The 18,014-nt window shown below is 46.4% G+C and carries 12 protein-coding genes; 2 read left to right on the plus strand and 10 right to left on the minus strand.

Annotated elements, in window-relative coordinates:
• Positions 1 to 80: 80 nt before the first annotated feature.
• Positions 81 to 698, plus strand: a complete 618-nt coding sequence (gene thiE / locus EL216_RS05465; RefSeq protein WP_085389226.1) for a thiamine phosphate synthase — start codon at positions 81 to 83, stop codon at positions 696 to 698.
• A gap of 258 nt (positions 699 to 956) precedes the next feature.
• Here thiE and arcC read toward each other — a convergent pair whose 3' ends face one another.
• From arcC to pgaA, 9 genes are all read right to left on the minus strand, one after another.
• A complete protein-coding gene (arcC, locus tag EL216_RS05470; protein ID WP_085389224.1) occupies positions 957 to 1,886 on the minus strand; it encodes a carbamate kinase in 930 nt (309 codons plus the stop codon).
• 92 nt (positions 1,887 to 1,978) lie between these two features.
• Entirely contained in the window at positions 1,979 to 2,989 is a 1,011-nt protein-coding gene (locus EL216_RS05475; RefSeq protein ID WP_085389223.1) for an ornithine carbamoyltransferase, read from the minus strand.
• Between the two features lie 91 nt (positions 2,990 to 3,080).
• Positions 3,081 to 4,334 carry an arginine deiminase gene (gene arcA, locus EL216_RS05480; RefSeq protein ID WP_085389222.1) on the minus strand — a complete coding sequence of 418 codons (1,254 nt, stop codon included), beginning with the start codon at positions 4,332 to 4,334 and terminating at the stop codon, positions 3,081 to 3,083.
• 50 nt (positions 4,335 to 4,384) lie between these two features.
• The gene (gene arcD / locus EL216_RS05485; protein WP_085389221.1) at positions 4,385 to 5,812 is read right to left on the minus strand and encodes an arginine-ornithine antiporter; all 1,428 of its coding nucleotides are present in this window, start codon (positions 5,810 to 5,812) and stop codon (positions 4,385 to 4,387) included.
• A 297-nt stretch (positions 5,813 to 6,109) separates the two neighbouring features.
• On the minus strand, positions 6,110 to 6,871 hold the full coding sequence (fabG, locus tag EL216_RS05490) for a 3-oxoacyl-ACP reductase FabG (RefSeq protein ID WP_085389220.1): 762 nt from the start codon (positions 6,869 to 6,871) through the stop codon (positions 6,110 to 6,112).
• A gap of 375 nt (positions 6,872 to 7,246) precedes the next feature.
• Entirely contained in the window at positions 7,247 to 9,832 is a 2,586-nt protein-coding gene (acnB, locus tag EL216_RS05495) for a bifunctional aconitate hydratase 2/2-methylisocitrate dehydratase (RefSeq protein ID WP_085389219.1), read from the minus strand.
• A gap of 689 nt (positions 9,833 to 10,521) precedes the next feature.
• Positions 10,522 to 11,748: a poly-beta-1,6-N-acetyl-D-glucosamine synthase gene (pgaC, locus tag EL216_RS05500; RefSeq protein ID WP_085389217.1), complete on the minus strand. Its 1,227-nt coding sequence runs from the start codon at positions 11,746 to 11,748 to the stop codon at positions 10,522 to 10,524.
• 91 nt (positions 11,749 to 11,839) lie between these two features.
• The gene (pgaB, locus tag EL216_RS05505) at positions 11,840 to 13,768 is read right to left on the minus strand and encodes a poly-beta-1,6-N-acetyl-D-glucosamine N-deacetylase PgaB (RefSeq protein WP_085389216.1); all 1,929 of its coding nucleotides are present in this window, start codon (positions 13,766 to 13,768) and stop codon (positions 11,840 to 11,842) included.
• An 88-nt stretch (positions 13,769 to 13,856) separates the two neighbouring features.
• On the minus strand, positions 13,857 to 16,256 hold the full coding sequence (gene pgaA / locus EL216_RS05510) for a poly-beta-1,6 N-acetyl-D-glucosamine export porin PgaA (protein ID WP_085389215.1): 2,400 nt from the start codon (positions 16,254 to 16,256) through the stop codon (positions 13,857 to 13,859).
• Between the two features lie 493 nt (positions 16,257 to 16,749).
• Here pgaA and EL216_RS05515 point away from each other — a divergent pair, with 493 nt between their 5' ends.
• On the plus strand, positions 16,750 to 17,292 hold the full coding sequence (locus tag EL216_RS05515; protein WP_085389565.1) for an isochorismatase family protein: 543 nt from the start codon (positions 16,750 to 16,752) through the stop codon (positions 17,290 to 17,292).
• A 91-nt stretch (positions 17,293 to 17,383) separates the two neighbouring features.
• Here EL216_RS05515 and EL216_RS05520 read toward each other — a convergent pair whose 3' ends face one another.
• Positions 17,384 to 17,839 (minus strand): universal stress protein, encoded by a 456-nt coding sequence (locus EL216_RS05520; RefSeq protein ID WP_085389214.1) that lies wholly within the window; start codon positions 17,837 to 17,839, stop codon positions 17,384 to 17,386.
• Between the last annotated feature and the right edge of the window lie 175 nt (positions 17,840 to 18,014).

Genomic DNA, 18,014 nt, shown 5'->3' on the forward strand with positions numbered 1-18,014 from the left:
CTTTATTACAGAATGATGACAGGAATGTGACAATTTTGAATATTATAAAATCAAAGGCCGTCTGAAAGGAATTTATGAGTATGTTTTTCAAGCCTATTTGTACACCATTAAGATTTTACGCCGTCGTTCCCACCGCCGAATGGGTGGAACGGATGGTAAAAGCCGGTGCCGATACCGTGCAACTGCGGAACAAAGAACTGCGCGGCGACAATCTGAAAAAAGAAATCGAGCGCAGCGTGGCCGTCTGCAAAGGCACGTCAACCCGGCTTTTCATCAACGATTACTGGCAAGAAGCCATAGCAGCCGGAGCATACGGCGTACATTTGGGCCAAGAAGATATGAATGAAGCCGATCTCACAGCCATTGCCGACGCGGGCTTACGCTTAGGATTGAGCACACACTCCGTTGCCGAGCTAGACAGAGCTTTATCCGTACACCCCAGCTATGTCGCCAGCGGTGCCATTTTCCCGACCACAACCAAAAAAATGCCGACCGCACCCCAAGGGCTGGATAATTTGCGCCGTTATGTAGCACAGGCAGGCGATACGCCCGTTGTGGCCATCGGGGGCATTAATCTGCAAAACGCCAAAGAGATTTTGGCAACCGGCGTATCTTCCCTAGCGGTGGTACGCGCCGTAACCGAAGCCGATAATCCCGAAGCGGTGGTAAAAGCTTTTCAATCGTTATGGGATGATTGAATCCAGAACCGGCCTTCAACAATGCAGGCTTTTTCTACGCCTCCCGAAGCAAGCGCAAATGCGCTATCAAATGCACAAGAGCCAAATAGAACCGCCTTATGTAGCGAAAGACGGCATATGGGAATTTCTCCAAAGTCTCATACTCTGCATGCCGGCACTATATGCCACCCGCTGCAAATTGACTAAAAAGTTTTCAGACGGCCTCAAGGCCGTCTGAAAACTCTAAACATGCAAACGGTTTATCGCAGCATCTCGCGATTAACGGTAACGGATACCTGTTTCAGCCGTGCTGACGCGCGTACCGGCTTCTCCCCGAACAATCGCTTCGATGTCTGCCAACGCACCGATAACAGCCGTTTTACCAGTATTTTCAGCAAACTCGCATGCTGCTTGGATTTTCGGCCCCATCGAACCGGCCGGGAAAGACAAATCGCGCAATGCTTGCGGATGAGCGGCCGCAATTGCCTTTTCGTCTTCTTTACCCCAGTTGACGTAAGTCGCATCGACATCGGTGGCAATAACCAGCAAATCGGCATTCAACTGCTCGGCCAACAATGCCGAACACAAGTCTTTATCGATAACCGCTTCCACACCGGTCAGTTTTCCGTCTTTATCGAAGAACGTCGGAATACCGCCGCCACCGGCACAAACAACCACCGTACCTTGTTGCAGCAACCATTTAACCGGACGTATTTCAAAAATACGTTTCGGGCGCGGGCTGGCTACCACACGGCGGTATTTATCGCCGTCTTGAGCGATACTCCAACCTTTGGAGGCAGCCAATTTTTCCGCTTCTTCACGGCTGTAAACAGGGCCGATGGGTTTGGTGGGATTTTGGAAAGCCGGATCGTTTTTATCGACTTCGACTTGAGTCAGAAGTGTGGCAAACGGCACTTCCTCGGGCAGCAGATTGCCCATTTCCTGCTCAATCATGTAACCGATCATACCCTCGGTTTGGGCACCCAGTACATCGAGCGGATAAGTTTCCACTTCAGGATAAGCCGCACCCTGCAAAGCCAGCAACCCCACTTGGGGGCCGTTACCGTGGGCAATAACCAGCTCGTTTCCCGGTTGGACTTTGGCAATCTGTGTAGCGGCCAAACGCACGTTTGCACGTTGGTTTTCGGCAGTCATCGCTTCGCCGCGTTTCAACAAGGCATTGCCGCCCAAAGCAATCACGATACGCATTTCATGCTCCTCGCAGTATATTCAAAAATAAATTTCCCAAATTATTTGAAAATCAGGACAGGCCAGACGACCTGTCCTGATCAGCTATATGCTTACAATCCGCCCAAAGACGATACCAACACCGCTTTAATGGTATGCATACGGTTTTCGGCTTGGTCGAAGGCGATATTGTATGGAGACTCGAACACATCCTCGGTAACTTCGATGCCGTTAGCCAAATGCGGATATTTTTCGGCAATTTGTTTACCGACCTTGGTATCGCTGTTATGGAAAGACGGTAAGCAGTGCATGAATTTAACGCGGGGATTGCCGCTTGCTTCCATCAGGGCCGTGTTCACTTGGTAAGGCAGCAGCATGTCGATACGTTGGCCCCATGCTTCGATGGGTTCGCCCATAGATACCCATACGTCGGTATGGATGAAGTCCACACCTTTCACAGCTTCTTTCGGGTCTTCAGTCAACATGATGCGGGCACCGCTTTCTTTCGCGAACGCACGGCATTTCTCAACCAATTCTTCGCTCGGCCACAAAGCTTTAGGCGCAGCAATGCGTACATCCATACCCAGTTTGGCACCTACCAGCAAGAGAGAGTTACCCATATTGTTGCGGGCATCGCCCAAATAAACGTAGCTGATTTCGTGCAGTGGTTTATCGCTGTTTTCTTGCATGGTCATTACGTCGGCCAGCATTTGGGTGGGGTGATATTCATCGGTCAAGCCGTTAAACACCGGAACGCCGGCATAATCAGCCAATTCCTGTACGATTTTTTGGCTGAAACCGCGGTATTCGATACCGTCATACATACGGCCGAGCACGCGGGCGGTGTCTTTCATGGTTTCTTTATGACCGATTTGGGATGAAGTCGGATCGATATAAGTAACGTTGGCACCTTGGTCGTAAGCGGCTACTTCGAAAGCACAACGGGTACGGGTGGAAGTTTTTTCAAAAATCAGAGCGATATTTTTTCCAAGCAACGTTTTTTGCTCGGTGCCGCTGTATTTCGCACGTTTCAAATCGCGCGCCAAATCCAACAGGAAACGTAATTCTTTTTCGCTGTGGTTAAGTAAACTCAACAGATGACGATTATTCAAGTTAAATGACATAGTAACTCTCCTTCTTTAACTTAAAGGGCGGCCGGAAAACCGATAAGCAGCATTCCAAGCAGCTCCGAAATTAACAATGTAAACCGATTAATTAATAATCCACAGCATCACGAATAATCGGGCAAGTCATACAACGACCGCCGCCGCGGCCTCTACCCAGCTCGGCGGAACTGATGGTAATCACTTCCACACCTGCTTTACGCAATAAGGTATTGGTGTAAGTATTGCGGTCGTAGCCGACTACCACCCCCGGTTCCAAAGCGACAACGTTATTACCGTCGTCCCATTGTTCCCGCTCGGCTGCATAATCGTCGCCGCCGGTTCTTACTATACGCAGCTCTTTAAGTCCCAGAGCCTCAGCCACTACGTCAACAAATGCTTTTGATTCTTTGCGCACATCCAGTCCGCCCGGTTTGCTTTCATCGGGACGTAAACTGAACGCTGTAATGTTATCAACCACTTCAGGGAAGATATTAACCAGATCGCGATCGCAGAAAGTAAATACGGTATCCAAATGCATGGCCGAACGGATTTTCGGCAGAGCTGCAATAATCACGCGTTCGGCAGCTCCTTCTGCAAACAGCTGTTTAGACAGTTGGGTGACACCTTCCAACGAAGTGCGTTCTCCCATACCAATCAACACGATACCTTTGCCGATGGGGAATACGTCTCCGCCTTCCAATGTGGCTTTACCGTAATTTTGGTCAGGATCGCCCCACCAAACTTTGAAATCTTCTTCGGCAAACAAAGGATGGAATTTATAAATAGCCGAAGTCAATAACGTTTCTTGACGGCGTGCCGGCCAATACATCGGATTCAAAGAAACACCGCCATAAATCCAGCAGGTATTGTCGCGGGTAAATTGTGTGTTCGGCAGTGGAGGCAATACAAAACCGGCATTGCCTTGGGCGGCACGCAATAAAGCACCGACATCACCGTTGAGATCAGACGGCAAATCGTTCACACTGACACCGCCAATCAAAAATTCGGCTTGTTGACGTGCGTTCAATCCTTCAAACCAAGAACGCAGTTCGTTCATGATGATTCCGCTCACGTTATTGGCGGTGATTTTACGATCCAGAATCCATTTCAACGCTTTCGGGTCGCCGATGGTTTCCGCCAACAAGTTATGCATTTCCAACACTTCAACACCGCGTTCACGCATCTTGGTAACAAAGTCGAAATGGTCACGTTTGGCTTGGCTAACCCACAAAACATCATCAAACAATAAATCATCACAATTGTCAGGAGTCAGGCGCGTATGGGCCACCCCCGGAGAGCACACCATTACTCGTCGTAATTTACCGACTTCTGAATAAACACCTAATTTGTTAGTGTTTTGCATGATACAACTCCTTTAATTGATAAAACACAGTTAAACGATGGGAATCAAACTTATAAAGTCAGGGAACCATTGGCCAACCCTGCTGCAGCCACTATGGCACCAATTACCACCACTGCAAAATAAAATTTTTCTACGTTAGTGAAAACAAGTTGTTTGTTTTCAAGCCTTGCTTTGATATAAAGGATAGCACCGGGCGCATACAGCAAAGCAGACAACAGCAAGTATTTCACGCCTGCAGCATACAGAAGCCACACACTATAAGTGACTGCAATTGCACCGATTAATATATCTTTACTGCGTTGGGTGTCATTAACTTCGTATCCCTCGCCACGTACCGCAATCATGACCGCATACACTGTTGAAAAGAAATACGGCATCAGAATCATGGAAGTAGCCAAATAGAGCAAATCCAAATAAGAACTGCTGGAAAACAGGGTAATAATCAGAAAAGCTTGAATTGAAATATTTGACACCCACAGCGCGTTCGCAGGCACACCGTTTTTATTTTCTTTATGAAAGAAAGCCGGCATTGTTTTATCTTTAGACGCAGAATAAAGAATTTCACCGCACAGCAAAGTCCAAGATAACAAGGCTCCTGCCAAAGAAATAATCAACCCGATGGAAATAAATGCCGCCCCCCAAGAACCAACCACATGCTCCAACACATAAGCCATAGACGGGTTTTTTAAAGCGGCCAGTTCAGGTTGGGTCATAACGCCGGCCGACAACACATTAACCATGACCAATAATGAAAGCACCCCGATAAAGCCCAGCACGGTGGCTTTACCCACATCCGAACGCCGCTCGGCACGGGCGGAATATACGCTGGCACCTTCGATACCGATGAATACCCAAACCGTTACCAACATCATGCTTTTAACTTGGTTCATTACGCTACCCAGTTCGACATTGCCCTGCCCCCAGAAATCGGTAGTGAAAATATCCATTTTGAAGGCAACACCGGTTAACGCGATAAATGTAAGTAATGGCACTACTTTGGCAATAGTAGTGATAAGGTTGATAAAAGCTGCTTCTTTAATACCGCGCAACACTAAAGCATGCACACACCATAGCAGGATAGATGCGGCAATTATTGCCGCAGTGGTATTTCCTTCACCGAAAGCAGGGAAAAAATAGCCCAAAGTGCCGAACAGCAATACCAAATAACTAACGTTGCCGATCCAGGCACTGATCCAATAACCCCAAGCCGAAGAAAACCCCAAGTAGTCGCCGAATCCCGCTTTTGCATAAGCATACACACCGTTATCCAAATCCGGTTTACGGTTGGCCAATGTTTGGAAAACAAACGCGAGCATCAACATACCGATGGCAGTAACCCCCCAACCGATCAAAATTGCACCGGCAGCGGCACCGGAAGCCATATTCTGAGGGATAGAAAAAATGCCGCCTCCAACCATGGAGCCGACGACCAATGCGACCAATGAACCTAATCGTAATTTTTGTGTGCTGTCAGACATTTTGTTACTCTCCTTTTACAGAAGGTTTAAACTGATATTTCTAAAGCAATAATACTAATTTAAATACTCTAATATCATATTTTAAATACTATTCTAGACCCAATAAAGAAAGAGGCTATTGATTTTGGTCAAAGGTTAGAATTTATGACTTATAGGATGATAAAGCATTAGCATTAGTTCCAATAATATCTAAAAGAATTAAAATTTTATAAAAAAACTCTTTGCTTATTCCCCTAAAGTCATGCAGGCCGTCTGAAAAGTTTTTCAGACGGCCTGATTTGATTTATATCTACCCAATTACAATAATGCGTCCGGAGATTCCGGCAAAATCTGCCCCCCATCCACAATCAATGTTTGGCCGGTAATATAGGCAGCTTCACGGCTGGCCAGAAAACAAACTGCATAGCCTATGTCTTGCGGTTTACCGAGGGTATGTGTCGGAATGGCCGCCCGCATTTGTGCCAGATAAGTTTCGCCCTGTGCCTCCAAACCTTCCGTCAAAATGTTACCCGGCATTACGGCATTGATGGTAATGCCGAAACGCGCATACTCAAGTGCCGCACTACGCATAAACCCGAGCTGCCCCGCTTTGCTGGCACCGTAATGGCTCCAACCCGGAAAACCGGTAACCGGGCCGGTAATCGACGAAGTAAGCACGATCCGGCCATAATTCTGCGGCCTCATTACATTTAAGGCGGCCTGAACGGTAAAAAACGTGCCTTTCAAATTAATGCTGTGGGTTTCATCCCAATCGGCTTCACTCATCTCGGCCAAGTTTTTTTGCGGGAAAATACCTGTGTTCGAGCACAAAATATCAAGTTTGCCATGCTGCTTCACCACCTGCTCTACCGCATCGCGGCAACTTTGCTGTGAACGCACATCCAGATACTGATAATATCCGTCCAATGCCGCTGCCGTTTGCTCTCCGTGCTCACGGTCGATATCGGCAATCACAACATTCGCTCCCGCTTTTTTCAGCACTTCGGCAATGCCTTTACCGATACCTTTGGCACTACCGGTAATTAAAGCCGTTTGGCCGTTCAGGGAAAATAAATTCATCGTCGTCTCCTTGCGCTATAAATATTTCTCACAAAATAATCGCTTTTATCTTCTAAGTACTTATCAGAAGTTTAGCACGATCATCCGCAACCATCACAAATACCCAAGCCTCGGATAACCATATCACCTTATTGATTAATGGCTTGCCGAAGTTAACCCAAGCAATGCGGCAGCACTTCTATAGCGTCATGGCGAAACCCAACCCTTATAGCAAGTGAAGGCATCACATCTTACCGACTATGATGCAAACCGATAAAACGGGCCAACCAAGCATTCGGTTTACCTCCAATAAAAAACGGAATGGTCATCACCATTCCGTTTTCAAGACGGCCTCCTCTGGCACAGAGAGGCCGTCTTAAATCTTAAAGATAAACTTTACACACTTACTGTTTCGGCCACTTCGTTATAGCTGTCAATTTCATTAAAATTCATGTAGCGGTAGATTTGGTCGCCCTGCTCGTTGATGATACCGATATTGGCTTGGTATTCCTCAACAGTCGGGATTTTACCCAGCTTAGAACAGATCGCTGCCAATTCAGCCGAACCCAAATATACGTTGGTATTTTTACCCAAACGGTTCGGGAAGTTACGGGTTGAAGTAGACATCACGGTCGTACCTTCGCGTACTTGTGCTTGGTTACCCATACACAACGAGCAACCGGGCATCTCCATACGCGCACCGGCACGACCCAACACGCCGTAATGGCCTTCGTTGGTCAGCTCTTGAGCATCCATTTTGGTCGGCGGAGCTACCCACAAGCGTACGGGAATATCGCTCTTGCCTTCCAGCAGTTTGGAAGCCGCACGGAAGTGGCCGATGTTGGTCATACAAGAACCGATGAACACTTCATCGATTACCGTGCCTGAACGCTCAGACATGAAGCATACGTCATCGGGATCGTTCGGGCAGGCGATAATCGGTTCTTTAATATCGTCCATATTGATTTCGATAACCGCAGCGTATTCCGCATCTTTGTCCGCTTCCAGCAATTGCGGATTAGCCAACCATGCTTCCATGGCTTTGATACGGCGTTCCAAGGTGCGCGGATCTTTATAGCCGTCGGCAATCATGTTCTTCATCAATACAACGTTTGAATTCATGTATTCGATGATCGGCTCTTTATTGAGCTTCACAGTACAGCCGGCGGCTGAACGCTCGGCAGAGGCATCAGACAATTCAAACGCTTGTTCGACTTTCAGATCTGGCAAGCCTTCGATTTCCAAGATGCGGCCGGAGAAGATGTTTTTCTTGCCCGCTTTGGCTACGGTCAGCAAACCTTGTTTAATGGCGTACAGCGGAATCGCATTAACCAAATCACGCAGGGTTACGCCCGGTTGCAGTTTGCCGCTGAAGCGTACCAATACAGACTCCGGCATATCCAAAGGCATTACGCCGGTTGCCGCAGCAAACGCCACCAAGCCGGAACCTGCGGGGAAAGAAATACCCAACGGGAAGCGGGTGTGCGAGTCACCGCCGGTGCCGACAGTATCGGGCAGCAGCAAGCGGTTCAGCCATGAGTGGATGACACCATCGCCCGGACGTAAAGACACGCCTCCACGGGTAGAGATAAACTCAGGCAGTTCTTTATGGGTTTTTACGTCAACCGGTTTCGGATAAGCGGCGGTATGACAGAAAGACTGCATCACTAAGTCGGCAGAGAAGCCCAAGCAAGCCAAGTCTTTCAGCTCGTCGCGGGTCATCGGGCCGGTGGTATCTTGAGAGCCGACGGTGGTCATGCGCGGTTCGCAATAAGTACCCGGACGCACGCCTTGACCTTCAGGCAAGCCGCAGGCACGGCCGACCATTTTTTGAGCCAAAGTGAAACCTGCTTTGCTTTCGGCAGGCGCTTGCGGCAAGCGGAATTCGGTAGATGCGGGCAAGCCTAAAGCTTCGCGGGCTTTGGCGGTCAGGCCGCGACCGATAATCAGGTTGATACGGCCGCCGGCTTGTACTTCGTCGAGCAATACTTGTGATTTCAATTGGAATTCGGCAACGGTTTCGCCGTTTTTCACGATTTTGCCTTCGTAAGGCAGGATGTCGACTACATCGCCCATTTTCAGTTGCGATACGTCAACCTCAATCGGCAACGCGCCGGAGTCTTCTTGGGTGTTGAAGAAAATCGGTGCGATTTTGCCGCCCAAGCATATGCCGCCGTAACGTTTGTTCGGCACGAAAGGAATGTCCAAACCGGTATGCCAAATAACGGAGTTGGTAGCGGATTTACGGGAAGAACCGGTACCGACTACGTCGCCCACATAAGCAACGGGATGGCCTTTGGCTTTCAATTCTTCCAGCAGTTTGATGGGGCCGACTTCGCCGGGTTTGTCGGGATTGATGCCGTCGCGCGGATTTTTCAGCATCGCCAAAGCGTGCAGCGGGATGTCGGGGCGGCTCCATGCGTCGGGCGCAGGTGAAAGGTCGTCGGTATTGGTTTCGCCGTCTACTTTAAATACGGTAACGGTGATTTTTTCGGGTACTTTTTCGCGAGAAGTGAACCATTCGGCATTGGCCCAAGATTCCAATACGGCTTTGGCGTGTTCGTTGCCTTTTTGGGCTTTTTCTTCCACATCGTGGAAAGAATCGAACATCAGCAGGGTGTGTTTTAAGCCTTCTGCGGCAATCGGAGCCAGTTTGTCGTTATCGAGAAGCTCAATCAGCGGATGGATGTTGTAGCCGCCGAGCATGGTGCCCAAAAGTTCGATTGCATATTCGGGAGAAACCAGCGGGCTGGTTACGCTGCCTTCGGCAACGGCGGCAAGGAAAGATGCTTTCACTTTGGAGGCATCGTCCACACCGGGCGGCACGCGGTTGGCAAGCAAATCTACCAGAAACTCACCTTCGCCTGCGGGCGGGTTTTTCAGCAATTCTACCAAATCGGCGGTTTGCTGTGCTGTGAGCGGGAGGGCGGGAATGCCCAGAGCTTCGCGCTCTGCGGCGGCTTTGCGATAGGCTTCTAACATCTCTTTGTTCCTTATAATAATGGTTTTTCTTTTATGTTTTACTGCGATGTAGTACGCAGTAGTCGGTTAATCATAAACTAAATCGGTACAAATAGGAACTTCCTTTTTATGTATGCCTAACGACCTCTATTGGTAGCATTGAGCCTTTATAAAAGCCTGAAAATATATACGTAATTCAAGGCAGAGCAACACAGAAAATGCAGCAATTGCTCTTCATGGCAAACAAGAAAATAAACGGTACACCATGCGAAAATATGTACTGCTCGGATCTTTAGTAAAAATCTCAATCTATACAGGAACGCTTACACTCGATAGTCATGATAAAGGCCGTCTGAAAATATTTTCAGACGGCCTCCTTAATAATATCCAATCAAGAAAATTTATTTCTTGTAACGCAAATAGACCAAATCAGCAGGATATTCAGTTGGACGAGTACAAAAGCGACAGATGCTTTAAGTAGGTCTGCCAGTGTCCACGTTCCGATAACAGGGTTATACAACAAGACTCGATGGTCATTGACAATAAAATAAGCAGTTAAAAACCATAATACCCACGTTATCGTGAAAATCAATAAACTTTTAGTACTGATAGTAAGGTTGACATTACGTGCCTTGTTGATAATCATCAATTCGCGTAAGTCTTGTGCCTGTTCTCTCATATATACTTCTCCTTTCTCTATGCCATACGGCTCACTGCACACCGCGATCAGGGCTTATCCAAGTAGCTTTTCTCCGTTTGTCGCGCAAAAGTGCTTTCGGAAAACCATGCATCAAGGTAATGCTGTTAATCAGCCAAAAAGCATAGGGATACCAAATACAACTGATAAAGTAGCGCAACAGCTTTCTTTCATAACGGCTATCAATAAACATGCTCACGGAAAACTGCAAAATAAACATCATGAAGGTAATCAAACTTGTTACTTTAATGAGTGTGAAATTAGAGTTACCGGCAACAAAATACTCAAAAATGTGTTGCAGAGTAAAAGCGAATAGGGAATACGCCCAAATCAAAGTAATAAAATATTCGAAATACAAAGGCCACAAACGGGCATTTTTCAATTGCCACACACTTTTGAAATATTTCAAAATAACTTCTGCACCACCTTGTGCCCAACGCAAACGCTGCCGGTATAAACCGCGCACGGTTTCGGGCATCAGTACCCAGCAGAGTGCCCTCGGTTCGTAAGCAATGTTGTATCCGGCAATTTGAGTCTTCCAACTGATATCGATATCGTCGGTAATCATGTTGTCGCTCCAACCACCGATACGTCTCAACACATCTTTGCGGATACACATAATCACACCGGATACGGTAAACAATGTACCCACCACACTTTGTGATCGTTTAATCAAACCGATGATGGAACTGAATTCCGCCACTTGGAGTTTCCCCAACACAGTACTGCGGTTGCGCACCCGCGGATTACCGGTTACCGCACCCAGATCGGGGTTGTCTTCCAAATTCTGAATCATGTATTCAATAGCGCTGTAATCAAGAATGGCATCGCCGTCAATACCTACTATGTATTTACCTGCCGCATGGCGTGCACCATTATTCATAGCAGATGCTTTTCCACCGTTCGGTTGGTCGATGACAACGATTTTTTCAGCTTCATTTGCCCATTTTTGAATAATGCTCAATGTATTGTCGGTACTGCCGTCATTGATGAAAATTAATTCATAGTTGGGATAAGTCAGGTTAAGCAGGTGAGGAATAGATGTATCGAGATTATCTGCCTCGTTGTAACAAGGAATCAGCACACTCACCATAGGAGCGTGTTCCTGAAACATGAATTCAGGTTCGTCAGTACGATTTTCCCAAAATAAAAAATAAAAAATGCCGGAAATCGTCCAATACACGGCCATAACGCCGGGATACAGCATGACAAATATGGCTAAATAATCGTGCCAGTTCATTTAGATTTATTTACTTTCAAACTTTGTTGCCAATTATTGATGTGCTTGTTCAGGATTTTTCAGACGGCCTACTGAGAGGCCGTCTGAAAATTTAGTGTTGAACTGAAAATACAGGTTTTATAGCCTTCAATGCCGGTCGGTTATGGAGGAAACCATCGGGACGATAAGCAATATTACGCACCCCCTCTTTCTTCAATGCGTCAACCCAAGACACGATTTCTTTATCAGGAACAGGCTGTTTGGTGTGCCAATTTCTGGTTTGCAAATCAAACACTGTTTTATCTAAAGGAACATTGCTGTTTTTCACATTTTGGGTCAATCTTGCCAGCCAACTTGCCGCATCTTTACCAGTAATCAGTTTGTCACTTTCCAGATAAGGCATGGCCATAATGGCCGTGTAAGTGTAGTGATTAGTAAATTTAGGCAGACTTTGGGCAAACCATTTTTGCGTATCCGGTTGCATGATCAGGTTTGCATTCAGACTGCGGACAGTTTTCATTTCATTGGTACTGTTAAGACTGTATTTCAGTGCAGACTTTTTAAGTAGATCTGAATAGCGGATCAAATCATCACTCTTCCGTTCTGCTTCCTGCAATAATTGCTCTTTGCTGCGTTTACCTTGTGCAACCTGACCTTCATAATCCGTTAAGAAACCATCGTCATGGAATACCATTCCGTGGAAACGGCTGCTGAAAGCCAAATCTTCATAAATCTCGGTAACGGCACGGCGGCTCTTTTCACTGTAAGGGGAAAGGCGCAAATAATGGTTTTTGCTCGGCTCACCGGTACGGCTGTCGGTAACGTAGTCATAACCTTTACCTAAATCAAAGGCCATCATCGGCATCCATGCATATACCTTAACGTTAGAGCGGGTAATTAGCTGCCATGCCACACGACTGAACAAATCTGCCTTCATCTTAATATGGCGGTTAGGAAAATACACGGCCTCGGCCACACCGTTACCGTCTTCATCGGAGAAAGCCTGCAAATAAACGGTGGTAATGCCCAGCTTATAAACACGCTCAATCAACTTATCATAATTGCGCTCCAATTTAGCCGGGTCCGGATCATAAAGAGAATCCAAATTAATATGTACAGCACGTTGGTGTGGGGGTTGGAATGATGTGCCGTCCAAGTAAGCTTTCATTACACCGAAATCAGTTTCAGTATCAATTAAAGCACGTCCTACACTTTGTTGGTCGGGGGTATTCAATTTGTCATCGAACAAAGTGAAGTCATTTTCCAAACCTACACTGCGGGCAATTCTTTGGGCTGTTTGGTTAAATTGACCGTAAGGCCACACCAATACATTAGGCCGGACTCCCGTACGCTGTTCGATCACATCTACAGAACGCTTCAAATCGGTATAAATCCGCTTCTCATACTGGGCAGGTGTTTCATAGCGGCCGTTTTTGTACATTGGAAACATAGCGGCAAACTGCGATCCATATGGGTTACCGGGATTGCCATGATGCAGGTCGTGAGTGTGCGAGGCAATTTCCACCAATCCGCTCTTCTGCATTTCACGCACCTGTTCCCAAGTAAGGAAAGCGGAACGGGGTAATTTTTTACTGCCATAAGAAATCTGACCGTTTGGTGGGATTTCCAGCCAGCTGGTAACCAATGCGAATACGGCAGGATAGTTATAAGCCTTCAGCAATGGATAGATTTTGGTATAAAAGCTGATATAACCGTCATCAAAGGTAAGCAATACCGGTTTCTCTGGCAATTTTCCGCGCCCGTTTCGGGCATCTTCAATTTGTTTCCAACTCACCGGTGTATAACCATTGTCACGTAACCAGTTAAAATGTGCCGTCAACCGTTGTACTGTAATGGTTTGAGGAAAATACTGTCGCTTCAACTCACCTTTTAATTCCTTTTCCTCCTCCGTTTTAATCACCGGAGCGGTTTCATCAATAACATCGTGATAACACATCACACCATAACGCAGGTCGGCTGCATGGGAAGCACTCAACCCCAAAGCAAAAATCAGACCGGATAACAGGCTTTTGTATTTCATAATTAATGTTCTGTATCGTTAAATTAACTGAAACAAAATGGTCACTTCAGGCGGCATCCACTCTTTCGAAAAAGGCCGTCTGAAACATTTAGTGGAATTTCACATTCAGACTCACATTGCCGAAGTTTTGGTATTCCGGTTTGCCGTCATAAATAGCTTGCTGACGACCCAGCTCATAACCCAACTTCGCCTGTTTGCCAAATTGCCAATCATGGCCGTATTTCAACATCCATGTATTCTCGGCATTTTCTCCTGCTTGCCAGTACCGCCCAGCACCGCCGCTAAGTTTCTGATCAAGAATAGTGGCATGTGCAAAAGGCACGGTATAAGAAAGATCGAGACCACCATTGATGCTCTTGTTGCTTTTTGGATTGTAGTAGTTCGTACCGGCAATCTCTTTATTACGGCCGTAATCTGCCGAAAGCGAGCTGCCCACCTTCCAACGGTTATGTTGAAATAAAGTATGTGTCAACCACGTACGGGTTGCCTGGCGGGTATTACCATCGTCAAATTTCATTACCCCCAAACTCAAACCGGCCCGGGTAACATTAGAAGGTGTCAATTCGGCATTTACCGTATATTCATTTGCATAAACATTTTGGTTCAATGCCTTAATTGGCGTGTTGGCACTATTAAGTGCTGCACGCGCAGTGAGACTAAGATAATCGTTCACACGATAGTCAGCACCAGCATTCAAATAAGCTTTGTTATTCAAGTGCGTACCACGCCCTGCTTCTGCATTCAAAGTAATAGGATAAAGACTGACTTCCGCACCTGCACCCACGCGCCCTGCGCGCAATGTGTTGCCGTTATTAGGGTCGGTATCAAACCTTTGAACAATATAAGCCCTATGGCCTCCCTGACTTCTCGGGCTGTACAGTTTTATTTCTTGATGCCATTCAGCCTTGCCTTTCGGAGAAGTTGCCTTTAAAACATTTCCGGAAATATTTAGCTGTGCAGCACGCCCTTCATCGTAAAGTTTCCAAAAACCTTGGTAGTTCAAATCATTACGATCAATTTCTGCAACTAAATCTTGTATTGACGACCAATCGCCACTATTCAAGAGAACAGCTCCGGCTTTATTGTTGGCCCATTTTTGACTTTCTTCCGATAGAAACTCTCTTGACTTATCGAACCAACGTATAGCTTCATCTTCATGACCGTTCCATTGTGCCAGCTCGCCACGTAAAATCATGGCCCACGGATCACCCGGATGTTCTGCAAGCCATTCGTCCATCAACTTAACGGCACCTTTCATGTTGCCGCTCCAAGCTTCAAGCCGTACCCTCCAAAAATAATGTTTGTCGTAATACGGATTTCGAACGTAAACCGTGTGCGTAAAATCTCGGGCGTATTTATCGGGGTTTAACCCTTGCAGATGTTTTTTCGCTTCGGAAAAATGCAATAAATCCGAATCAGCTTGAATTAAGCCTTCAATAATCTCAGGGTCTACTTTGCTCTGTTTCGCTTTTTGCTTCGCTGCCCTGTTGGCTAAAATATGTTTCGCTTCCCTAGGGCTGCCATACATCAGCAAGGCAAAAGCGTATTGTTCTTTCACATATTCAGGCTGCTCACCGTTTTTAACCAATGCATAGTAATCTTTAAGTGCTTGCTTCTCTTTACCTACGGCAATCGCCGCCGCCATGCGGTCGCGCAAGGCTTGAGTGTGCAATGCACTGCCTGCCGGAGCTTTATTAACGATTTCACTCAAGCGCTGATAAGCAGTATGCAATTGATCGGATGAAGTGGTAGGGCGGGCACCGCGTAGTAATACAACCGCTTTGGCTTCTTGCAACCATAAACGGTCTTGTTCGTTAAAAAGCCGCGGGTACCGCTCCAGTAAACGCTCCTGCTGCGGAAAAGCCTGTAACCGGGCAGCTAAACGGTAAAGTTGGATCACGGTTTCATGATCGTTAGGATTGGCTTCAAGCTGCTTTTGTAAATCCGCCATACGTTCCGTGATGGATTGCGTACGTAATTTCAGATATTTTTCAGCATCTTGAATGTCTTTATCATTTCCAAAACGGCGGCGGTATTCGTTAATCTGTTTTCGCGCACCGGAATAATCTGCGGCATCCACAGCAGCCAATGCACTCCCGAGATGTCCGATTTTTTTGCCGGGTGCTTTGTTTTGCAACTGCTTATATAGGCTTACCGACAACGGGAACTGTTTACTGTCGCGGGCTGCTTTGGCTAAATTTTCCAATTCGTCGTTAGAAAAATCTTCCAAGCCACATGCGGTACATACTGCCAAAGCCTCTGAAAATTTCTGCTGGCGCACCAATAATGCAATCAAATCCGCCCGTACCTTGGGATCTCGGTTTTCAGCATACAATGTTTTCAGTGCATTTACTGCCTCTGCCAGTTGTGCATCGCCGCTACGCGCGTGAACTACCCAACGTTCTCTCTCTGCATGAATATCTTTGGCTACGGCAGTTAAAGGAATTGCTGCAAAGGCTACAGCAATGTAAAGTGGTATTTTTTTCATGATGCTCACTATCAATAATCGTGATCAAACAGAAAATATCTTAAGAAAAAATGAAGATATTTAAGCGAAACAAATAGGACCTTTTGAAATGTGTCGAAAAAAGCCGGAAATTAGGCTTAAATTTATTTCTAATCAGAGTTGCTAACAGCTTATATTAGCCAGATGAAAATTGCTGACGTTACACTCTAACGGTCTACAACCTAAACTAACGGAATTTGACTATGCCATTGAAATAATTTCATTAGAAGTAATAACTCTAGATAATAAATTAGATGACTGATTATTTCATCTTGTAACTTATTAAAAAAACAGCTATTTATATTTAAAAAAGCTTATAGGCCCAATTTTCCCTGTATGGTACAAGAAAAGATCGATATATGAAAAAAATAACTAATTCAATCTAAAATATTGATTATGCATATAATTAATTCGAGCGTTGCGCCCGCGCATCAAGGGCTGAAAACCTATCATTCAAATGAACCAAGGAAAAAAAATGAAACATCTTAGTCCTCAAAATACCATCTGTATTGTAGTAGACATTCAGGAGCGCCTTACCCCGTCTCTGTATGCCGCTGAAGCCATGATAGAGCGTAGCCGCGTGCTGTTGCAGGGCTTGCAGGCGCTCGGCGTGCCGCTTGTTGTTACCGAACAATATCCTAAAGGGTTGGGACCTACTGTTCAGGCCGTACAACTGCTGTTAAAAGATGTACCCGTTTTCGAGAAAACGCGGTTTTCCGCTTATATCGATGAAGTGCGGGAAGCAATCCGCAGACATCAGGCGGAAAATGTGATTTTGGTGGGCGCGGAAACACATATATGTATGCTGCAAACCGTGTTGGACTTGCGTTCAGACGGCCTCAACGTCTATGTGCCGTTCGAATGTACCACTTCACGCAATCCGACCAATAAGGAAAATGCTTTGCTCCTGATGCGTGAAGCAGGTGCGGTGGTGTCGAATGTGGAAAGCGTGCTGTTCCAAATGCTGGGAGATGCCAAACATGAAGCGTTTAAAACGATTTCCAAGCTGATTCAATAGGCTGCTTAAATGAGGCAATAGACAAGGCCGTCTGAAAAAGCGTTTTCAGACGGCCTGCCGTTTCTCTAGTCTCTCTTTTATAAAACTTGGCTTAATCTTCCTTGCGGCGCACCAGCAATACCGGCACATTGGACTTGCGGATAACGCCTTCGGCAACCGAACCTAACAGAAGGTGCATCAAACCGGAAAAACCGTGTGTTCCCATTACAATCAGGTCGCATTTTTCCTCTGTCGCCTGCTCTACCAGCAAATCGGCAATTCTGTCGCCTGCGCTTTCCAGAATCAGCGTTTCGTGTTTTACGCCCACTTTCTTTAATTCTTCGGATGCACGTTTCAGTACTTTCACACCGGTGTTTTCAACTGCTTTACGCAAAGCTGCGGCATCGGTAAAACCGGGAGCACCCCAATCAAATTGCCCCAAGTCCACAACATGTACCACCACCACAGTAGCATCCATCGCCTGAGCCAGACTACACGCTTCTTTCAGTGCCTGCAGCGAAGTTTGGCTGTCGTCAACAGGAACCATAATGCGCTGATATTGATACATAAAGTACCTCCTTTGTTGTGTGGTAAACAGTTTTCCGCTTTTCAAACGGCCTGCATGGGCCGCCGCACTTGGGAAGGAAATAGTCAAGGGTCTGTATTATATGACCACCGCCGTCGGTATAAGTTGCGGCAGTATAGGATTAAATTGTTTTAAATCAAAGTTTGAAGCCGTCTGA

This window comes from Neisseria animaloris, assembly GCF_900637855.1.
GTDB classification, from domain to species: domain Bacteria; phylum Pseudomonadota; class Gammaproteobacteria; order Burkholderiales; family Neisseriaceae; genus Neisseria; species Neisseria animaloris.